The sequence below is a fragment of the Acinetobacter schindleri CIP 107287 genome (assembly GCF_000368625.1).
GTDB classification, from domain to species: domain Bacteria; phylum Pseudomonadota; class Gammaproteobacteria; order Pseudomonadales; family Moraxellaceae; genus Acinetobacter; species Acinetobacter schindleri.
On record NZ_KB849575.1, the window covers coordinates 599,360 to 620,746 of the forward strand.

The 21,387-nt window shown below is 41.0% G+C and carries 21 protein-coding genes; 12 read left to right on the plus strand and 9 right to left on the minus strand.

Annotation, left to right across the window (positions count from 1 at the left end; genetic code table 11):
• Positions 1 to 199 precede the first annotated feature (199 nt).
• On the plus strand, positions 200 to 1,411 hold the full coding sequence (locus tag F955_RS06040; RefSeq protein WP_004892419.1) for a DcaP family trimeric outer membrane transporter: 1,212 nt from the start codon (positions 200 to 202) through the stop codon (positions 1,409 to 1,411).
• A gap of 224 nt (positions 1,412 to 1,635) precedes the next feature.
• A protein-coding gene (locus F955_RS06050; RefSeq protein ID WP_087835735.1) for an IS3 family transposase occupies positions 1,636 to 2,711 on the plus strand; the annotation gives its coding sequence in 2 pieces (ribosomal slippage) (positions 1,636 to 1,888 and positions 1,888 to 2,711; 1,077 coding nt in all).
• Between the two features lie 416 nt (positions 2,712 to 3,127).
• Here the strand turns inward: F955_RS06050 and F955_RS06055 are convergent.
• The gene (locus F955_RS06055) at positions 3,128 to 3,355 is read right to left on the minus strand and encodes a hypothetical protein (RefSeq protein WP_004815297.1); all 228 of its coding nucleotides are present in this window, start codon (positions 3,353 to 3,355) and stop codon (positions 3,128 to 3,130) included.
• Positions 3,356 to 3,469: 114 nt separating this feature from the next.
• Entirely contained in the window at positions 3,470 to 3,679 is a 210-nt protein-coding gene (locus F955_RS06060) for a cold-shock protein (protein ID WP_004815299.1), read from the minus strand.
• Between the two features lie 527 nt (positions 3,680 to 4,206).
• Between F955_RS06060 and katE the strand changes: the two genes are divergently transcribed.
• A complete protein-coding gene (gene katE / locus F955_RS06065; protein ID WP_004892427.1) occupies positions 4,207 to 6,327 on the plus strand; it encodes a catalase HPII in 2,121 nt (706 codons plus the stop codon).
• 60 nt (positions 6,328 to 6,387) lie between these two features.
• Here the strand turns inward: katE and F955_RS06070 are convergent, their stop codons facing one another.
• Positions 6,388 to 7,080 carry an LrgB family protein gene (locus F955_RS06070; RefSeq protein ID WP_004892430.1) on the minus strand — a complete coding sequence of 231 codons (693 nt, stop codon included), beginning with the start codon at positions 7,078 to 7,080 and terminating at the stop codon, positions 6,388 to 6,390.
• Positions 7,077 to 7,502: a CidA/LrgA family protein gene (locus tag F955_RS06075; RefSeq protein WP_004892433.1), complete on the minus strand. Its 426-nt coding sequence runs from the start codon at positions 7,500 to 7,502 to the stop codon at positions 7,077 to 7,079. Before F955_RS06075 ends, F955_RS06070 begins: the two co-directional genes overlap by 4 nt.
• A 101-nt stretch (positions 7,503 to 7,603) precedes the next feature.
• Between F955_RS06075 and F955_RS06080 the strand changes: the two genes are divergently transcribed.
• Positions 7,604 to 8,506, plus strand: coding sequence for a LysR family transcriptional regulator (locus tag F955_RS06080; protein WP_004892435.1), 903 nt, complete (start codon positions 7,604 to 7,606; stop codon positions 8,504 to 8,506).
• 16 nt (positions 8,507 to 8,522) lie between these two features.
• On the opposite strand, the gene F955_RS06085 is transcribed toward F955_RS06080, so the two are convergent.
• Positions 8,523 to 9,068 carry a serine O-acetyltransferase gene (locus tag F955_RS06085; protein ID WP_004892438.1) on the minus strand — a complete coding sequence of 182 codons (546 nt, stop codon included), beginning with the start codon at positions 9,066 to 9,068 and terminating at the stop codon, positions 8,523 to 8,525.
• A 505-nt stretch (positions 9,069 to 9,573) separates the two neighbouring features.
• On the opposite strand from F955_RS06085, the gene F955_RS06090 reads away from it, so the two are divergent.
• A complete protein-coding gene (locus F955_RS06090) occupies positions 9,574 to 9,798 on the plus strand; it encodes a hypothetical protein (protein WP_004892440.1) in 225 nt (74 codons plus the stop codon).
• A 471-nt stretch (positions 9,799 to 10,269) separates the two neighbouring features.
• Here the strand turns inward: F955_RS06090 and F955_RS06100 are convergent, their stop codons facing one another.
• From F955_RS06100 to F955_RS06110, 3 genes are all read right to left on the minus strand, one after another.
• The gene (locus F955_RS06100) at positions 10,270 to 10,620 is read right to left on the minus strand and encodes a hypothetical protein (protein WP_004892445.1); all 351 of its coding nucleotides are present in this window, start codon (positions 10,618 to 10,620) and stop codon (positions 10,270 to 10,272) included.
• Between the two features lie 206 nt (positions 10,621 to 10,826).
• Positions 10,827 to 11,480 (minus strand): hypothetical protein, encoded by a 654-nt coding sequence (locus F955_RS06105; protein ID WP_004892448.1) that lies wholly within the window; start codon positions 11,478 to 11,480, stop codon positions 10,827 to 10,829.
• Between the two features lie 87 nt (positions 11,481 to 11,567).
• Positions 11,568 to 12,266 (minus strand): putative quorum-sensing-regulated virulence factor, encoded by a 699-nt coding sequence (locus F955_RS06110; protein ID WP_004892450.1) that lies wholly within the window; start codon positions 12,264 to 12,266, stop codon positions 11,568 to 11,570.
• A gap of 345 nt (positions 12,267 to 12,611) precedes the next feature.
• Between F955_RS06110 and F955_RS06115 the strand changes: the two genes are divergently transcribed.
• Positions 12,612 to 13,841, plus strand: coding sequence for an alpha/beta hydrolase (locus F955_RS06115; RefSeq protein ID WP_004892452.1), 1,230 nt, complete (start codon positions 12,612 to 12,614; stop codon positions 13,839 to 13,841).
• A 153-nt stretch (positions 13,842 to 13,994) separates the two neighbouring features.
• Positions 13,995 to 15,248 (plus strand): serine hydroxymethyltransferase, encoded by a 1,254-nt coding sequence (gene glyA / locus F955_RS06120; protein ID WP_004815326.1) that lies wholly within the window; start codon positions 13,995 to 13,997, stop codon positions 15,246 to 15,248.
• 136 nt (positions 15,249 to 15,384) lie between these two features.
• Here glyA and F955_RS06125 read toward each other — a convergent pair whose 3' ends face one another.
• Positions 15,385 to 15,933 (minus strand): hypothetical protein, encoded by a 549-nt coding sequence (locus F955_RS06125; protein ID WP_004892456.1) that lies wholly within the window; start codon positions 15,931 to 15,933, stop codon positions 15,385 to 15,387.
• A 122-nt stretch (positions 15,934 to 16,055) separates the two neighbouring features.
• Between F955_RS06125 and rnk the strand changes: the two genes are divergently transcribed.
• The 5 genes from rnk (at position 16,056) to ahpF (ending at position 21,383) form a co-directional block, all read left to right on the plus strand.
• Entirely contained in the window at positions 16,056 to 16,454 is a 399-nt protein-coding gene (rnk, locus tag F955_RS06130; protein ID WP_004892459.1) for a nucleoside diphosphate kinase regulator, read from the plus strand.
• 228 nt (positions 16,455 to 16,682) lie between these two features.
• Complete coding sequence (locus F955_RS06135; RefSeq protein ID WP_004892461.1) at positions 16,683 to 17,474, plus strand: hypothetical protein; 792 nt, start codon at positions 16,683 to 16,685, stop codon at positions 17,472 to 17,474.
• A gap of 16 nt (positions 17,475 to 17,490) precedes the next feature.
• Positions 17,491 to 18,618: a toxic anion resistance protein gene (locus F955_RS06140; RefSeq protein ID WP_004892463.1), complete on the plus strand. Its 1,128-nt coding sequence runs from the start codon at positions 17,491 to 17,493 to the stop codon at positions 18,616 to 18,618.
• Positions 18,619 to 18,658: 40 nt separating this feature from the next.
• Positions 18,659 to 19,579, plus strand: coding sequence for a hypothetical protein (locus F955_RS06145; RefSeq protein ID WP_004892465.1), 921 nt, complete (start codon positions 18,659 to 18,661; stop codon positions 19,577 to 19,579).
• A 238-nt stretch (positions 19,580 to 19,817) separates the two neighbouring features.
• Entirely contained in the window at positions 19,818 to 21,383 is a 1,566-nt protein-coding gene (gene ahpF / locus F955_RS06150) for an alkyl hydroperoxide reductase subunit F (RefSeq protein ID WP_004892467.1), read from the plus strand.
• The last annotated feature ends 4 nt before the right edge of the window (positions 21,384 to 21,387 follow it).

Here is a 21,387-nt window from a genome sequence, read left to right on the forward strand (position 1 = left end):
GCTATTGCAGCTGTGAAATATCAGACAGAAAGCTTGTGTCTATATGCGCTTTCAAAGTCTAGGCATGCGATTAATTTTATTAAGCAAAAATATAAAAGTGAAATTGTGAAAAACAAGTATTTAGAACTGTATGGAGGATAGAAGAAAAACTGATTTTGGATGTATTGGAAGAAAATAGATTGATTTTTAAAGGATTAATATGAAATTTTATAATTTGGTTTTTATGTTTCTTGGTAGTACGGTTATTTCAACAGCATATGCTGATCAAACAGCACCTACAGAAATTGAGAAATTGAAATCAGAAGTTGCCGAACTCAGACAAATGCTACAAGTCCAGCAAATCGCAGGGACAAGCAGCGATATACAGCAGGGACAAAAATCAAAACCAGTAAATAAATGGTTATCGAGATCTGGTGCAGAAATTAATCTCTATGGTTTTGTTCGTGCTGATGCTGCCTATCAATTTGAAGGCGCAAAAGGTATGTTTAATAGCATCAATAGCGTAGCGCTAGAAGAGGATGCTAATAAAAAATCAACAGAAGATCGCTTGGATTCGACATTAACAACTACCCGTATAGGCCTGGATTTTAAGGCTCCAGTTCAGAATGCTGATATCGGGGGTAAAGTTGAAATTGATTTTCGTGGTGGTACAGATAAGGATACAGTCCGGTTACGTCATGTATATATGACTTATAACAACTGGTTAATCGGTCAAACAACCTCTAACTTCTTGTCTACTGAAACCTCACCAGAAATGCTTGATTTTAATACTCCGCTTGGTGGAGGTACAACGCGTACTCCAATGGTACGGTACACAGATAAATTAAACACTAATACCCAGTATTTTGTCGCATTAGAAAAAGGCAATGATGAAAACAGATTACCTGCAGCTACGGCAAAATTAAGCTATAAATTTGCCGAAGGTGCTGGACTAGTCACTGCACGAGGACTCTTACAAGAAGTACGAGTACGTGATCTGGATGATGAAACAGAGCTAGGTTGGGGGATTGGTTTAGGGATGAACTATAAACCTATTAATCAGCTGATTTTGAATGCGAATTACTCACATGTCTCCGGAGATAATAAGTTTTTATTAGCTACATCTGATAATAAACGTTATATACAGCGTAGCAATGACATAGAACTTATTGATTTTGATGCTTTTACGTTGGGCGCAACCTATAAATTTACTCCTCAAATCAGAAGTACTCTAGGTTATGGATCGATTATTTATGATGATAACAATGCGAATGGAAATGATCATCTACAGCAAGGCTGGTTAAACGTTATGTATAACCCAGTCAAACCACTTACGTTTGGTATGGAATATGTCTATGGTGAACGCGAGACTGTTGAAGGTAGAACAGGAAATGATAACCGTATAGAAATCATGGCGAAATATGATTTTTAAAATAGCGGGGCTAAAAGGGTAGAGAGATTTCTCTATCCCTTTTAATGGAGTTTGCTAGATTATTTAATCTTAGAACTATTTTATTTCATACTTAATATCTATAGGAAAGATCCTATAGAGTTCTTTCATAAATTATTTTTTAATCATTAAAATGGTAATCCCCCCTAAAAATAAAAGGATCTAAAAGTAGAATTTTCTCTTAAGATACGAGCAGGAGATTCTGCATGAAAACATCTAAATTTACTGACAGCCAGATCATGTCCATTTTAAAACAGGCGGAGTCTGGCACACCTGTAGCCACCCTTTGTCGTGAACATGGCATGAGTAATGCCACGTTTTATAAATGGCGTGCCAAATATGGCGGTATGGATACCTCATTGATGGCTCGACTGAAAGAGCTGGAAGCAGAAAATACCAGACTAAAAAAAATGTATGCTGAAGAGCGATTAAAGGCAGAGATTGTTCAGGAAGCAATGTCAAAAAAGTGGTGAAGCCATCTTGCCGACGTCAGATGGCTCAACAAGCCGTTGCCCTGCATGCGGTTAGTATCCGTTTAGCTTGCTCTGCATTTGGCATTAGTGAAACCTGCTACCGTTATCAGGCTAAACTTTGCGATGACAATGCATTAATTGCTAAACAGCTCATTGAACTCACTGAGGAAAATTCCGATTGGGGATTTGGTCTGTGCTTCTCATATTTACGACATGTTGAGAATCACTGCTGGAATCACAAGCGGGTTTACCGCATTTACTGTGAGTTGGCACTAAATCTGCGTATTAAACCGAGAAGAAGACTAAAACGGCACGCGCCTGAACCATTGAAAGAACCAATCCGAGAAAATCAGGTCTGGTCATTAGATTTTATGCATGATCAGCTGATCGATGGTCGAAAGTTCCGATTATTAAATGTGATTGATGACTACCGTCGAGAAGGCTTAGCGATTGAAGCAGGATTCTCATTACCTACAATCCGAGTTATTCGTACGTTGAATCAGTTGCTGGAGTGGCGAGAAAAGCCGTTAGTTATTCGGTGTGACAATGGCCCGGAGTTTATCAGTCATGAATTTGTACGCTGGGCAACTGAACAAGGTATTCGTATTGAATATATTCAACCAGGTAAGCCACAGCAGAATGCGTATATTGAACGTTATAATCGGACTATACGTTATAGCTGGCTAAGCAAGCATCTATTTGACACACTGGAAGAAGTACAAGATTATGCAACGAGTTGGCTGTGGCATTACAACTATGAAAGACCACACCAAGCAAACAAAGGAAAGCCACCTCTCATGGCTGCTTAACCTCTACTTTTAACTTCGGTTATTTATGGGAGGATTACCAAATGAAATTCCTTTCTCCTTGTAAGAGATGAGCAGCACTGCTGCGCAAAGGAGAGGTTATATCTAAGAAATCCTTTATCCTCTTGCGAAGTAATACTTCTCATCCTAAAGGGAGAAGGAACTTTCAATATTCATTTAAATATGAATATAACGATCATTTTTTGATTTATGAAATAGATCTTATATAGAAGATGTTTTTTTTTAATAAACAGAGTAGTCATTAATGAAGTTCTGACTCAGAATAAATTAAAATTCAAAATATAAAAAAAGGAAGTCATCTATAAGACACTTCCTCATAAAAAAATAAATTTTATCGCTATCTTTGATTAAAAATAGATCAGGATTCAAATGCATCTTTTTTTAATGCAAGTAAAGGATTACATGATTCTCTCTTTAAACTTAAATAGCTCATTACTTTGAGCATAGAAAGACCGACCGTCCATATTTAAGTCAACTTCAAGACCTGACTGTAAAAGAACTTTCTTGCCAACTTCGACCCATTTAAAGCCTTGGCGGGTATTTTGCTGTTTATTTAATGGGATAAGAGAAACCAGGATTTCAGTGCCATTGGCTGCTTTAGCAATTAAATTATTAAATTGATTCATTGTGTTACCTATTATTTTAATGTTTCTTCTATTTTTGAAAATAGAATAAAACTAGGGATTTCAAAAAATGAGAGGGAGCCTGATGTGCAGGCTCCCTCTAATGAATGTTGTCGATTAAAGAGCGACAATATTCACAGCATTAGGACCTTTTTGACCTTCAACAATGCTGAAAGAAACCTGTTGGCCTTCAAATAAAGTTTTGAAACCTGAACTGCTAATTTCTCGGAAATGAGCAAAAACGTCTGGACCTGATTCTTGTTGAATAAAGCCAAAACCTTTAGTTTCGTTGAACCATTTTACTGTGCCAGTAACTGTATTAGACATAAAATAACCTTTTGATTTTTAGTATTTTTCGAATTAAATAAACGAAAATATGCTGAGAATAGGAAAGAATTGAAATGATGATCTGAAAAAACGAATGCTTATAAAATAATTAAAAACGACGATACTTAAAGAAAATAGAATAACAACACTTTGTATTTGATAGTCATCATACATGATATATCAAAATATTCAATAAAAAATTAAATTATTATACAAATAATTTATAAGAGACTGTTCATGCACAGATTATTAATCGTCTTAAGTCCTACTTGAAACTATTTTAAGTCGCTATTTAGCATTTGCTGAATACAGACTTCTCCTTAAACATTAATTGATCTATACACGGTGTCACAAAGCGCTACAACTTCCACGTATGCCCCATAGTATTTTAGAAAGGCGCCTAATAAGCGATATAACTCCTTTGAATGTGAGTGAACAATCGCCGTCATTTAAATAATAGAAGATAAAAAACAAAAGCTTAAAGCCAAATTTGTTTTTTATCAAAAGGGTAATAATAAGGAAGTCACATGAAAGAGACCAAGAGTGAGCTAGCAGGTACTGATCGTCCGGATTTGAAAAATCATAATGAGAAGAATGCCCAGCTTGATGCATACCGTCGTGATGCAACTGGGCAGGCTCTGACCACCAACCAGGGGGTGAAAATTTCTGATAACCAGAATAGCCTGAAAGCTGGTACCCGTGGTGGAACTTTACTGGAAGACTTTATCTTTCAGGAAAAAATGACGCATTTTGACCATGAGCGTATTCCTGAACGTATTGTGCATGCCCGTGGTGTGGCAGCACATGGTGTATTTAAGGCTTATCCTGGCAATGAGCGTTTTACCAAGGCTGGATTCTTGACCGATACTGAGCGCGAAACTCCCATGTTTGTCCGCTTTTCTACCGTACAGGGTCCACGAGGTTCAGCGGATACAGTACGTGATATTCGCGGGTTTGCGATGAAGTTCTATACTCAGGAAGGGGTATATGACCTGGTGGGAAATAATGCGCCAGTATTCTTTATCCAGGATGGAATCAAGTTCCCGGATTTCGTGCATGCGATGAAGCCTGAACCACATACCGAGATTCCTACTGCACAGACTGCGCATGATACATTCTGGGATTTCGTTTCTCTCGTGCCTGAAACTGCCCATGCGGTGATGTGGGCAATGTCTGACCGTGCTATTCCACGTAACTTCCGTTCAATTCAAGGCTTCGGTGTCAATACTTTCCGTATGATCAATGCGGATGGTGAAGCAGTTTTTGTTAAATTCCACTGGACACCAAAACAAGGTCTGACCCAGCTGACTTGGGATGAGGCACAAAAACTGGCAGGTCGTGACCCAGATTTTCACCGTCGTGATTTGTATGATGCAATTGAGTCAGGCAATTATCCGGAATGGGAACTAGGTGTACAGATCGTACCTGAAGCAGATGAGCACAAGTTTGATTTTGACCTGCTGGATGCGACTAAACTCATTCCTGAAGAGCTTGTACCGGTTACACCAATTGGTAGCTTTGTACTTAACCGTAATGTGGAAAACTTCTTTGCAGAAACCGAGCAGGTGGCCTTCTGTCCGGCACATATTGTACCGGGGATTGATTTCTCGAATGACCCATTACTACAGGCACGTGTGTTCTCCTATACCGATACACAGTTGATTCGTCTAGGTGGACCAAACTTCCACCAGATTCCAATTAATCAGCCAGTTTGCCCATTCCATAATAATCAGCGTGATGGTTATCATCAGCGTGCGATCCATCGTGGACAGGCCTCTTATGAACCAAATTCTATCGATAATAACTGGCCAACGGAAACCACACCGGCAGCGTCGAATGGTGGTTTCGAAAGTTATGCCGAGCGTATTGACGGACGTAAGATTCGTGAGCGTAGTCCATCATTTAGCGACCACTTTACCCAGGCACGATTGTATTACCGCAGTCTGACGCCATATGAACAATGTCATGTGGTGAATGCTTATGTTTTTGAGCTGAGCAAGGTGCAACGTTTGTATATCCGTGAACGTGAAGTGCTAGAAATTCTGTGCAATATCGATCTGGATCTGGCTCAGCAAGTGGCAACCAAACTGGGGATTGCAATTCCGCCAGAAAAACTGAATGTGGAATTGCCGGAAGTAACGCCATCTAAACGCATTTCTCTGGAAGCCTTCCCGGCACCCGATATTAAGGGCAAGAAAATTGCTGTTCTAGTGCATGACAAGGTTAATCAGGCGAATGTGGATGCGGTATTGGCTTGGGCCAAGGAGGAAAGTGCCATTGCTGAGGTACTCGCTCCGACACCTGCACCTGTATTGAGCAGCAATGGTGCAGAAGTAATGGCAGATGGTATGCAACGAGGTGAGCCATCAGTACTTTATGATGCCGTTGTTATGGTCGATGGTGATAATTATGACCAGGTGTTGAAAGACGGCACGGCAAAACACTACATCATTGAAGCTTACGTACACTTAAAGCCAATTGTACTCTTGGGTGAAAAAGCTGATCTGATCAATACTTTAGGTTTGGTCGCTGATGAAGGCACGCTTTCACATCAAGATTTCAAATCCGTCGCTATGGAATTAAAGCAACTAATTATGAAACATCGTGTTTGGGCGCGTGAAGAAATCTCGGAAATGATTCCGGGCTAATTCCTGTATATCCTGAATTAAAAAACCGGCTTTGATAAGCCGGTTTTTTAAAGAAATATGCTAGAGAATGGCAACTGTCAAACGGATCAGATAAGGTCCAACCAGCACCATAAACACCCCGGCAAGCACCATGGTCAGACAGGCAGCAACACCTTCTTCTTCATGTCGGGCAAAGGCCTTACTGGTACCAAAACCGTGGGCGGCATTACCAAAAGCGGCACCCTGGGCAAAACGGGAATTCAGTTTCATCGCCATTAATAGTAAATCACCAAATACCACACCTGCTGTTCCGGTAATCATAGTAAATAAAATCACCAGTTCAACTGAACCGCCAATATTGGATGTCAGTTCCATGGCAAAAGGTGTTGAAATCGAACGGGCCATCAGGCTATAAGTCGTTTCCTGATCAAACTGGAACAGTCTAGCCAGGTAGTAGGAACTGATCACGCTCACAATCATACCTACTACAATGCCGAGGCTGATTGAAAAAGCATGTTGCCGGATCACTTTGCGATATTCATAAATCGGTACGGCAAAAGCTACGGTTGCCGGTCCCAACATCCACATAATCCATTTGCTATCTTGCATATAGGTTTCATAGGAGACATGAAACAGGCTCATGCCGACAATAATCACACATGGCACAAACAGACCTGGATTCAGCAGTGAATAGGGAAATTTACGGTACAGCTTTTTCGCCAGGATATAGCTAACAATGGTGGCTATGACACAGAGCAGGGAAGCAGTATTCATTTCTGTTCAGCCTCCCGCAAGCTAACTTGACGTTTGGCTTTCCAGGCTGCTTCCAGCTTAAAGCCCCAGAACACGGTATAGGCAGTGATGACCATGACCAGGATTGTGCCAAGAGTAACAGCCAGTACTAGCTGCCAGCCTTGGGTCAGGAACAGGTTTTTATATTTAATGACACCGACCACACAAGGTACAAACAGCAGTACCAGATCACCGAGAATAAAGCTGGAACCTGCTTTAATCCACTGCAGTTTAAACACGCCACTCAGCAGGGCAGCCAATACCAGAAACAGACCAATCAGGCCGCCAGAAATCGGCAAATCCAGCCATTGCTGGATAAGCGCGCCTATTTCCCAAATAGCAATCAGCAGGAGAAGCTGAAAAATAATCAGGCCAATCCGGGCCCATTTTGTTTTGTTCAGCATAATGAATCACAATATCTTGAAACTATAGTTATATTTTAAAATTGACCAGTTGCTTATATTATGAATAATAAAATTAAAATTATGCTGAATTGGAATAATCGGTGGATCTTAAAAGCCTGAACATTTTTGTGAAGATTGTGCAGCTACAAAGCTTTAGCCTGGCAGCTGAAGAAATCTCGGTGACACAACCGACCATTTCCAAGGCGATTGATAGCCTGGAAGAAGAAATTGGCGCACCACTATTTCATAAGGGACAGGCCGGACGGAAGCGTGATACGGCATTGACCTATATCGGCGAGCAGGTCTATCAGCATGCACTGACAATTCTAGATGAACAGCAACGGATATTTGAAACAGTCACGAGAATCCAGCAACTTAAACAGGGCAAACTGACTATTGGTTTGCCACCGATCGGTTCGACCTTATTTAGCCGGCTGATCGCGCAATTCCATAAACAGTATCCGAATATCGAACTGAGCTTTTTTGAAGTCGGCGCGAATGCGATTGAAGATGCGATTCTGGCGAAAAAGGTTGATGTGGGGATTTTGCTCGGACATTTACCGCCGAATTTAAACAGTATTCCGATCATTGATTCACCGATGTGTCTGCTGTCACGCAAGACTTCAGCCTGGAAAAACCGGAAAATGGTTTCCTTGATTGAACTGAAAGAAGAATCTTTTTTACTGTTTAATGATACCTTTCGACTTAATCCGATGATTATTCAAGCAGCCCATCAGGTGGGTTTTGAGCCTAATATTGTCTGTAAAAGCAGTCAGTGGGATTTTATTGCCAAAATGGTGGATCTGGATGTCGGGATTACTCTGTTGCCCAAAATTTATTGCGAAAAGCTGGATCAGGAAAAATTCAGTATCAGTATGCTGGAAAATCCATCCATGCGCTGGACCATCGGCATGGCCTGGAATACAACGGTCGCGATGACTCCAGCCGCACGGGCTTGGTTACAGATTGTGGAAGAGAATCTGGACCAGATCAGCTTTTTCTAATTCAATATCTTAAAACTTATTTTTCTGTAACTGACCAGCGACGGTTTACTGAAGTGCCAGCATTATTGTAATGAATCACTTTGGCGTAGTTACCGACCGCCGTAGCATTCTCTGGAATATCCTTGGTCACGACACTACCAGCGCCGATGGTGGCATTATTGCCAATCTTGACGTCATCAATAATACAGACATTTGGGCCGATATAGACATTGTCGCCAATAGTTGCTGCCTGCCGGCCACCATTCGCCCCAATGGTAGTGAACTGGGACAGGTTCACGTTATTGCCAATAATCGTGGTTGGATTGACCACCAGTGGCCCGCCATGACCGATATACAGTCCATAACCAATTTGCGTGGTGCAATGAATGTCGATGCCGTATTTCTTTTTCTTATAATAAAAAATCGGATAAGCCAGTTTGGCAATCCATGATTTTGACGCAGCCAGACGTAACCAGAAGCTAAAGTTAAAGCCTCGGTTAAACAGATAATTCTTAATCAAAGATTTTGCTGAAGTGTTACCGCAATAGCGATACAGATCACTTAATATCAGTTGCCAGGTCATGAGGAAAAGCAAAAAGAAAAGACAGGCTATTTTGCGCTGAAATGCTTGATTTCGGAAGTCTGAAAGACTAGCGGATTTAATAAAAAACTCAATTTAAAATTTGTATAAATCTACTTTTAGAAATGTAAAAGGGTATTGTTCCCTTAGTTAATGCGATCTATATTGTACTCACGGTAGGTCAAAAACCAAACGGCTACCATTTAGTTGGACGGATCAATGACAGTTAGTTGAGTCAGAACTTCGGTTCAGACAATAGATCTAGCACTAGCCATCCAACACAGAGCCCGCAGCGATGCGGGCTTTTTAATGTCTGGTTTTTAGTTTTGTCTGTGCGATTAAAGGGAGTAGCAACAAACTATTCATTTGGTTTTGCAATCCATCTTATGCCGGAATAATATCCTGCTAAAAAATCTTACATATTCGTTTGAAAGCCTTTTAAATAAATATGTTATAAGAATTTAGAAGATGAGAATTAATAAATCCAAATTAAAAGGAGGGCACCGCAATGACAAAAGAGATGATTGATGTGCAAGTCAAAAACCAGTATGGAAAAATCCTTGATGTAAAAGCATTATTGCGCGCCAGTGCCCAGCATAGAGATCCTTCCCAACGTTTAGAACAGCAAGTTGAATACATTGTGGTGGACGATGAAATTATTCGGCCTACGATTGAATTGCTATTTGCCAGTGAGCAAACAGACTGTATTTATCGTGTTATGGAACCAAAATAGGAAACTATTTTTTAGTTAAGCCTGGCAATATAGAATCTATAGCTCATCTAAGGATGGGCTATTTTTTTAAATCCTATTATTTCAGATTAACTGATTAAAAATAAATGCCAGCAGATGATAACGAACCAAGGGATGAGGATCGGATACTTCGCTACGGTTTATACGGATTTGTTGGCATACCTGTCCTAAGTCATGTTTCTGTGCAAGGAGATATTCTTGAGACAGAGGATCGGGTTGAAGCCTGAGCTGGCGATTTTGAGACTTTAAATTAAAAGCATTCAGGCATTCTTCTATATTTTGGTGAAGCTGAAATAGGACAAGGGCTTGAGTGTTATGTTGATGAGCATATCGCATAATTTAGATTCTATTCTTATCTATTATTATGCACTTAGCTTAACGCGATTTTTAACTCAATACCTGAATAGTAGATAGTTCAGGCATTTAATTAATAACTTGCCAACGAGCTTAAACTTAAAAACTTTTTAGAGTGACATTCACATCATAATGACCAAATTCTTCCAGAATCTGCTGAAGCGTTTGTTGTCCCAATGCATCTGCAGCTGCAATTTGTACTTCCTGATTGGTCTTACTGTCAAAGCATTCAATCGTCTGAATCAGCCATTGATGTTCATATTCAGTTTTCTTAATCAGTATGCGACGTGGTTGCAGCGCATCACTGATCTGGCGAGGCAAGACATACGTGATCGCCAACTGAATATGTTCTAGTTCATCGGCAGCACTGACAAAAGTAATGACCCAGTTTCCCACCTTGCTCAGTTGCATGGGATTATCAAAGGCATCGAATTCAAGATAGTGTTGCATAAGCGTGGGAAGAATAAAAAGTAATACATTCTATATGGCTTTAAATCCTTAATATAGCTATGCATCTATAGTCGAAAGTAAATGAATACAACTACTTTTGTACGAATTAAAATTATATTTTTCAATTAAATAGAAAAATTTTTTCGCCGGATTTATTCATCTTTAAACTTAAGATAGACTTAAAAAGACTGAATCTATGTAGAGTTTTAAGCCTGAGCACGCAGCATGGATAAAGCATGGCTAATTTGCTTGAACAGTTGGTTTAACTCTTGTGAAGGCATGCGGCTTTCCTGGAGGAGTGTCAACCATTGCACCTGACAGACTCTTAAGGCATTAACATCTGGTGCCTGAGCAATATTTTGAATGTGTTGTTTGGCCAATAAGCCACAGTATTTTTTTAAACTGTCTAGCATTAAGCTGCGTATTTGTTCTTGGTTGAGTGTTATATAGGGGATGTCAGCAGGTACGTCAGGCACGTGGGGCGTGGCAACTAATGTCGTGGTAATCGGCGCTTCAAGATCAGCAGATGGAGCAAGACTAGTGATTGAAGTCTGAATATTTGATTCAGGAAAGTGTGAAGTTGATGCTTTTGCTGAGTTACTAGCAGGGGCTGAAGTATGTACTGACTCTGTACCGAATGCTGCATTTGAAGTCTCTAACTCTTGTACTTCAATCAATCCTATATCACATAATTGTTGCAGCAAATCATGTGGTGCAATACGCGCTTTAAACTGAGGTGTGAGTAAATCAAAATCTTCAGTGCCAATTAAAACCAAAAGACGTCTTTGACGTGCATTAAGCTCGACATTGCGATGTTGAAGAACATGTAGACCCTTTGCAGTTTTTGAATAGCGCATCATACCTGAATGCCTTATATACAGAGTTCAAGTAGATGCTAATATGAGAAAATTACACTAATATGAAGAGGCTGTTAAATTTACTTAAAATTAAAGTGTTGTAATTGCAATATTTTCTAAAGCCTTACGCAGATAAGGATCTAAGTCCTCTTGGCGAAGTAACCACTGAACATAGTCAGCAGGAAGATCGGCAATCACAGTGCCACGGTGCTTACCAAAATTGATGGTACGTGGAATACGCGCATCTTCAGATGCCTCATATAGTTCTTCAATACTGCTGATTTTCAGGTGATGCACAATATGCATCAGGATATTTGCGGTCAGAATAATATCCATATCGGCACGATGCGCTTTACGGATCATTTCACGGGCACGGTCACTGCCACGGGTAATCATATAAATCAGGGCGGAGATATTGTGGGCCTCAGCATCTGGCCATACGCGACGAGCCAAAGCGAGCGTACAAATCGCTTTAATATTAGATGAATTTACACCGCATTTTTCTAAGGCTCGAATATCGTAATCAATATTATGACCAATGATATAAGTGGTTTCCTGTGGAAGTTCGAAACTGCTGTAATGTGGTTGTCCTTCCAGATCTGATTCCAGAATATGGTGCACGGCCATGGCTGCAAAAGAAATCGGTTCATCACAGCTATAGAGCTGATCAAACAGTCGGCTTTTATCCAAGCTGATTTTATGGTCCAGAATGTCCACAGGCGCATACGCAATTTCAATCGGCTGACCGTTTAGTGTATGGGTTTCAGTGTCGAGAATGATGGCCTGCATGACGAAAATTTGCCTGAAAAAGGTGAGGATTAAAATCTAACATTATTATTTCACTACTGACAATTGGAATGCCTGATTTTTACTTTTAATTGAAGGCTTTTTGACTGATACAGAATATTTTTAAACTGAACTAATAAATAAAGGTTTTTGTAGTTTCTGTAATTATTTCCACAGCTTAAGTTTATTATGCCGAAATCAAGCTAAACTTGGACTGTATTTGTTAGATAAATAACAAAATAATCTCTTGCCATTAATACAATAACTTGGGAAATTAATCTCTAGTTTTATCATTTGATAAAACTATAAAAATCATAAGAGACAATAATTAAGACAAGGATAAGATCGATGAAACGTCATGTATTGACTGGTTCTCTACTCGCCCTAAGCGTAGCTTTAACTGCATGTAATGATAGCGATGATGATGGTAATTATGAGTCCAAACCCGCTATTCCGGTAAATAATATTGCCAATCCGGTTGTAGCAACGCCTGTGGCTTATACCGAAACGGACCTGACAGCTGTTGCCGATGAAAGCGTGGTTATGACTTATAAGATGTTAGGTATCAATAATAACGAAACCCAGGCAACGGCACTGGTTTTTACTCCAAAAGGAACACCTCCCGCGAAAGGTTGGCCGATAGTTGCATGGGCACATGGTACGACCGGTGTGGCTGATCAGTGTGCACCAAGTCGCAATGAACTAAATCCTGATATCAAAGATATGATTGCCGGATTCCTTCAAGCTGGATACATGGTCGTTGCACCTGATTATGAAGGCTTAGGAGAGCCGAGTGGCACAGAACTTCATCCTTTCCTTAATCTTAAAAGTGAAGCCTATTCAATTACTGATGCAGTGGTAGCTGCAAAAAAATATTTAGGATCGGAAGCTTCTAATCAATGGATGGCTGTCGGACATTCTCAAGGTGGTCAAGCGGCTTTAGGTGCTGCTCAATATGCAGCACGTGCATCTCAAATGACTTATAAAGGTACGGTAGCTTTAGCACCTGCTTCTAATTTCAGTTTGATTTTGGCAGGTGGTGAGGCTCAAGCTGGACAGGAAACAAATCTGAATAAAAAAATTGAAACTTTAGCCTCTTTAGATACTTTTACTGCACTGATTGTAGCTGGATTGCGTAATCCGAACCCGAATCTGCAATATAGCCAAGTATTTCAAAATCCAACGGACGACATTGCCAAGAATGCTGAATCAGATTGTTATGAAGTATTGGGTGGAAAATTCGGTAACGCAATGGGAACTTATGCTCGAACCAATGAAAATCTGGAAGGGTATCCACGTACTCAAGCTAATTTTATGACTATTCCAGTGGTCAAAACCTTCCTGGAAAAAGATTCTCAGCCTTTACAGGTAAAAGTAACTACACCAGTAATTATTTATCAGGGAGGGGCAGATAAGACTGTTCCAAAAGCTGCAACAGATGTTTTAGTTAGATCAGCAAATCAGAAACAAACCTCATTAGGATATATTACGAACAATTCATGGGATCACGGCAGTGTCTATACATCGAATATTCTTAATATTATTGAAGATGTAAAATCTCTAATGCCAATTCAATAACTTATTTTTATCTATATAGCTCATGTTTTTTAAGCATGAGCTATTTTTATTGCAAACTGGATAAAGTTCCTAGTCGAAAATAGCAAAGTTCATGCTACAATACGCGCCAATCTTAGCACGGCTTAAAAGCCCTAATTTAATAGGACCTCGCTAATGTTTGCCAATATCTCTATTGCTGAATTTGATCCAGAAATCGCTCAAGCAATCTCTAACGAAGATGCTCGCCAAGAAGCGCACATCGAGTTGATCGCTTCTGAAAACTATTGCTCACCAGCAGTAATGGAAGCTCAAGGATCAAAACTCACTAACAAATATGCAGAAGGCTACCCAGGCAAACGCTACTATGGCGGTTGTGAATATGTAGATGTCATTGAACAATTGGCAATTGACCGTGCTAAAGAATTATTTGGTGCTGATTACGCTAACGTTCAGCCACATGCTGGTTCTCAGGCAAACTCTGCAGTTTACCTAGCGCTTCTTAACCCAGGCGATACAGTATTGGGTATGAGCCTGGCTCACGGTGGTCACTTGACTCACGGTGCGAAAGTAAGCTTCTCTGGTAAAACCTATAACGCAATTCAATACGGTCTAAACCCGGAAACTGGTGAGATTGATTACGAAGAAGTTGAACGTCTGGCAGTTGAACATAAACCACGTATGATCGTGGCTGGTTTCTCTGCGTACAGCCAAATTGTAGATTGGCAACGTTTCCGTGAAATCGCGGACAAAGTAGGCGCTTACCTGTTTGTTGATATGGCTCACGTGGCTGGCCTGGTTGCTGCTGGCGTTTACCCAAGCCCAGTTCAAATCGCTGATGTAACAACGACAACGACTCACAAAACACTTCGTGGTCCACGTTCAGGTTTGATCCTTGCGAAAGCAAACGAAGAAATCGAGAAAAAACTTCAATCAGCTGTATTCCCAGGTAACCAAGGTGGTCCTCTGGTTCACGCGGTTGCTGCTAAAGCGATCTGCTTCAAAGAAGCAATGGCACCTGAATACAAAGCTTACCAGCAACAAGTTGTGAAGAATGCGCAAGCAATGGCTGAAGTTCTGATTGAACGCGGTTATGACGTTGTTTCTGGCGGTACAAAGAACCACCTGTTCTTGTTATCTCTAATCAAACAAGACATTACTGGTAAAGATGCTGATGCTTGGTTAGGTGCTGCTCACATCACTGTGAACAAAAACTCTGTACCAAACGATCCACGTTCTCCATTCGTCACTTCTGGTATCCGTATTGGTACACCTGCAGTAACCACTCGTGGTTTTGGCGAAGCTGAAGTACGTGAACTTGCTGGCTGGATCGCTGACATCCTGGACAGTAAAGGCGAAGAAGCTGTGATCGCTGCGGTTAAAGAAAAAGTTGCAGCTGTATGTGCAAAATTCCCTGTATATGCTAAATAATTGTACTTGAAGCAGAAAAAAAGCTCCCGATCTGGGGGCTTTTTTTATTTTTTATTTCAATCAACTAAATAGCTTGTTTACTTAATAATCAATCGCGATCAACAAGCTCAAAAAATCTGCTTTTACAGCTTATGCTTTAAATTCGGAATACAGTAGAGTAATCGTATTGATCTATGGCTTGCGGATGTCGATAATTAAAAATAAAGCTCTGAATATCTGCACTGATACTGGTCTTCATTTCCATACTTGAAAAATGCTTCAAAACATAATCAATCGGAAATACGATCTGCCCATGAAGCTCCAAGCCATAGTAACATTGTGAATTGGCAAACTCGGTACCTGGTATTAACGCCACCATCTGGAGTTCTTCAAGGCTTAGCCAATGTTCAGTACAGTTCAATTCAGAACTGATAAAATAACCGATCTGGCTGGTGATCAAGAGCACAGTATTCAGCTTTTGAATGGTCTTGTTAAAGTCAGCTGTCAAAATTCCTAAATGCTTCTTAAATGCCTGAAAAAATTGATCAAGACGAAGCAGGCTTTCTGGACTATTATCAAAGTTAATGGTCTTTAATACCTGACTGACATAAAAGGTACGTTCCGAATCCGGATGATGCAGCTGAGCACGCAGACCTTGCATGAAATCCGTGCTACTGTATGTTGAAGTAGATTGTGCAAATGCCATCTTATTCTTCTTTTTATTTCGTTATTTTAGTTTTAAATATATTGCAAATATTTTTTAAATCAAGAATTTAATTTTAATCTGTTTACGAAGATTCATTGAAATGCTCGATCAGGAGAGAGTGCATGCAAAAAACCAAGCTTATTTTGTCGGAACAGGATCTGAACCGTCTGGAGACTATGCTTGAAAATCAACCCAAGCTGACTCCAACCATGCAGCAGCTAGAGGATGAACTGGCACGGGCAGAGGTAGTTAAACCTCAAGATATTCCTGCCAATATCGTTACCATGCATGCACGCGCCTTGGTCACAATTGCTAACCAGACCAAAGAAATTACGCTGGTCTATCCGCATGAGTTCAAAGGTGAGCCGGGACAGCTGAATATTGTAGCGCCTGTCGGTGCCGCGATCCTTGGGCTGGCGGAGGGGGAAACAATTGAATGGCCGCAGCCAGACGGTGAAATGATGAAAGTCAAAATAGAAAAGGTACTGTATCAGCCAGAACGTGAAGGGGACTATTTATAAAGTCGTTCTGATCTCTTGCATAATTGAAAAGCCTCATATCAGTGGGGCTTTTCAATTTGGCTTTAGTATTTTGTAATTTTTTTAAGATAACTAAAGCTTAAATCCAACAATATCTTTAACTTATATAAAAAATTCTATGCCTTAAAGGCTTTCCTTTGCAAAAGGCTACATGTTATGTTGAAGGAAACCACGTACTATAAAAATCGGTTCAACTGAGTTTAAAGGGCTATGTCACAGATAGATGTTTTGATCCCGATCCAGGATATTGCAGCAGATCCGAGTGAGATTTTAAGCATCAAGCGTAATGAGCTTGTCCCTTTGCTCAGTGATCAGTACAGGTTGAATCATTATGCCGATCAGTTGATTCAGGCCCAGGCAGTCCTGTTAAATGGGGTTGATCCGCAACTGACCCAACAGCTCAGCCAGACCATTGAAAAAATTATTCAGGCGCTGGCAGATTCTAGAAAATATCTGAAACAGCGCAAGTTTAATGCCTTGCAAAAATGGCTAGGAATTGATCTGGATTATGGCTCCAGTCAGGTTGAGTATTATAAAAATCTGGATCGCTTGCTGGATCAGGCCAGTCATCTCAGCCGTAAACTACAGATTGAAATCCAGAAATCCCAGTCACGATTTCAACAGCTCACAGGTTTACGTGAACAGATGGCTAAACATATTCTGGCTGCAGAAGAATTTCTGCAGGAATATCCACAGTTTGTGAAAAACCAGCATCCGCTGGATAATTTTTCAGAACGTTTATCTAAGAAAATCCATACCTTAAAAACCCTGCAAGCCAGTAATGATATTGCCATTACCCAGATGCAGCTGTCCCAACAGCTTTCCTTTAGTCTGCTGGACCGGTTTAAGGAAGCACAGCAGGTATTGATTCCAGCCTGGCAATATCATGTCAAACAAAGCAACAGTAAACACTCGACAAGTGATCTGGAAAAACTTGATAATAGTCGGGAAAATCTGATTAAAACGTTAAGAAAATCGCTCGAGAAACCCTCGAAAATATAACAAGATAAGGTGAACTATGACCAATCCTGATACTGTGAATCTGCCTGTCAAAAAAGACAATGAAATTGCTGAACAAAAATTTCAGCAAATGGACCTGAAAGAACTGGGTTTACAGCCTGAGGATTTTCAGGAAGTGCTGGCAGTGCGCAAGGAATTGCAGGAAATGAGTCATAATGCTGTTGCAGAATACGGCAAGAATATTGCCAGCAAGACTGCGACCTATACTGATGAACTGCTCAATCTGGTTCAAAACCGGGATCTGGATACAGCAGGTCAGAAACTGAATCAGGTGGTTCAGGTGGCACAGCAGCTGAATGCTTCCAGTATTCTGAGCAAAAATAAAACCTCAGGTTTCTTTGGTAATCTGCTTAATAAATTCAAAGGTGCCAAACAGAATTTTGATACTCATTTTAATACCACCAAAGAACAGATTGATGTACTGGTCAAAGAAATTGAGACTTCACAATCTGGCTTGAAAGCACGTGTGTCGACTTTAGATAAAATGTTCGATGGTGTGCAGGATGAATACAGGCAGCTGGGCATTCATATTGCTGCAGGGCGCATCCGTGAACATGAATTACAGCAGGATATTGCTGCATTGACAGCATTACCACAAGATCAGACCACTACCCAGAAAATTTATGACCTGAATCATCTGGCCAATAATCTGGAAAAACGTATCAGTGATTTGCAGGTATTGCAGCAATCCGCGATGCAGACCTTGCCCATGATTCGCATTATTCAATCTAATAATCTGATGCTGCTCGACAAGTTCTATGCGATTAAAAACATTACCTTACCGGCTTGGAAGAACCAGATCAGCCTGGCGATTTCCCTGCATGAACAAAAGAATAGTGTCCAGCTTGCCAATAGTATTGATGATGCGACCAATGAGCTGTTACGTCGCAATGCTGACCTGCTACATCAGAACTCTGTCGACACGGCTCGTGCCAACCAGCGTTCAGTCATTGACATAGAAACACTTGAACATGTCCAAAATACCCTTATTAATACAGTAAATGATGTGATTCAGATTCAGAAAGAAGGCATGCAGAAACGTACTGAAGCAACAGCACGTTTAAAAGCCTTGCAGGATAATCTGAATTATCTGGTCATTGAATCAAGTACGGACAGGTCGGAATAATATCGAGCACCTGTCCCCGGATTTATTAGAGGAGTCAGGTTTGCCACCATTAGATGAGTATGCTGTAAATCCTCGTGAGATTGAGCAGGGTGTCGTTGCACTGAAAAAGCGTCAGAATCGCCTGACCTTACTTAGTGTCACGACGGCCACCGTCGCTATTGCATCCTTAATTGGCCTGTTTCTGCATCAGGAACTGGTCTATGGGTTTTTCGGACTCAGTACCGAAGTGCAGCAATTGCATCTACCGGTTAGTGTCGATGCCAATTTAGCCAGTATTGGTGACAGCCCAGACTATTTCTTTAGTCTATTAAGCTGGTTTGGCTGGCTGATTCTGAAATTGTTTGCTTCTTTTATTGGTGCATTCTTTGTCGTGCACTTCCTGAAAAAAATCCGTTATTTTTATGTTCGCTTTCAGTCCTTTGTAATGAAATTTGTGGGCTGGTTGATTGCTTTTATCCTGATCTGGGGCGGACTGAGCTACTGGCAACACGACCTGAATGGTGATCATGATGATGCATATCAAAAGGCGGTATATTACGATAGCAATATCAATGACAGTGATATTGCCCATTATTTAGTGGATTCGGAAGATATTAAAACACCGGTGAAGTCCTATTTGCTTGCCCAGACCGCTTTATTGCATGAACCAGCCGATTTATCAGCCGCCCGACCGCATGTACTGCGACTAATTGAGGCGGAGAAAAGCGACAATCAGTTTGATCAATATGGTTTTAAGGCAGAGCAGCTGTGGACCATGCAACAGCAGGTATACGGCAAGACCCTGACACCGGCAGCTGAATCGGTCAGTACCCAGGTACAACAAGCCAATCAGTTGGCCGATATTGTTCAGGTAGTTATCAGTATTATATTGGCCGTATCTGTAGTGATGAGTTTGATTTTCTTTGCATTGGCCAATGCCATTAAAAAACGTTCATTGCGGATTGAACAACGCTTGAACTAAACGAATAAAGCTCCAGTCATGGAGCTTTTCTTTTTATTGCTTTCTCTTTGTTGGGAGCAGACAAAATATGGTTGTTTAATGAAATAGCCATATGCCAATGTATTGAAATTATGATAAAAATTATTTAATAATCTGAAAAAACGATCATTTGTATAAAAACAAACTGTTTTACCTGTGTTTTGATTTATCCTATTATTCTTTCATCGAATAAATTATTACTCCTTTGGAGACGTTAGCAATGTTAGATCAAAATACAGCAGCCCAATTAAAAACCCTTTTAGAACGCCTTGAAGGACCAATCGAACTGGTAGCCACTTTAGATGCTTCGGATAAATCTGCAAAAATCAAAGAACTTGTAGAAGAAATCGCTGCACTGTCTGATTTAGTGACTGCCCGTTTTGATGGTACCAACAAACGTGCACCAAGCTTTGGTGTGGCTAAAGCCGGTGAACAGCCTCGTGTGTTCTTCGCAGGCCTGCCAATGGGTCATGAGTTCACATCGCTGATTCTGGCATTGCTGCAAACTTCGGGTTATGCACCGAAAGTATCGGATGAAGTTCTTGAGTCGATCAAAGGTTTAGGGATCAAGTCTGACTTTGATGTGTTTGTCTCTTTAAGCTGTCATAACTGTCCGGATGTGGTTCAGGCACTCAACCTGATTGCTATCTATAACCCGGGTACAACAGCAACCATGATCGATGGTGCTTTCTTCCAGGAAGAAGTTGAAGAACGCAAAATCATGGCCGTACCAATGGTGTTCCAGGACAACAACCATATTGGCCAGGGTCGTATGACTTTGGAAGAAATCATTGCCAAACTGGATACCAATTCTGCTGCCAAAGATGCGGAAAAGCTCAATGCCAAAGAAGCGTTTGATGTTCTTGTGATTGGTGGTGGTCCTGCAGGCAATACCTCTGCAATCTACGCAGCGCGTAAAGGCATCAAAACCGGCATCGTGGCTGAACGTATGGGCGGTCAGGTCATGGATACCATGGACATCGAAAACTTCACTTCAGTGCAAAAGACCCAAGGTCCAAAATTTGCTGCCGAGATGGAAGCACATGTACGTGAATATGGCGTAGACATCATGAACCTGCAACGTGTCTCTGACATCAAAGGTGCAGATGAAACAGCCAATGGTCTGGTTGAAGTGACTTTAGAAAATGGTGCTAAACTGGAATCGAAAACCGTAATCCTGTCGACAGGTGCGCGCTGGAGAGAGATGAATGTTCCGGGTGAGCAGGAATACAAAACCCGTGGTGTTGCCTACTGCCCACACTGTGATGGTCCACTGTTCAAGGGCAAACGTGTTGCGGTGATTGGTGGGGGTAACTCGGGTGTAGAAGCTGCAATCGACCTTGCTGGTATTGTTGAGCATGTCACCCTGGTTGAGTTTGATACCAAACTACGTGCGGATCAGGTACTTCAGGACAAACTGAACAGCTTGCCGAACACCACGGTGATCAAGAATGCGCTTTCAACAGAAGTAGTGGGTGATGGTTCACAGGTAACTGCACTGAAATATAAAGACCGTGCGACCGATGAAGAACATACGGTTGAGCTTGCAGGGATCTTCGTGCAGATCGGTTTGTTGCCGAATACCGACTTCCTGAAAGAAACCAAAGTTGAGTTAAGCAACCGCGGTGAGATAGTGATTAACGAGCGCAATGAAACCAATGTGAAAGGTGTATTTGCAGCGGGTGACTGCACCACAGTACCTTACAAGCAGATCATCATTGCTACAGGTGAAGGCGCGAAAGCATCACTGTCTGCATTTGATTACATCATCCGTTCGGGTCAGTAATAAA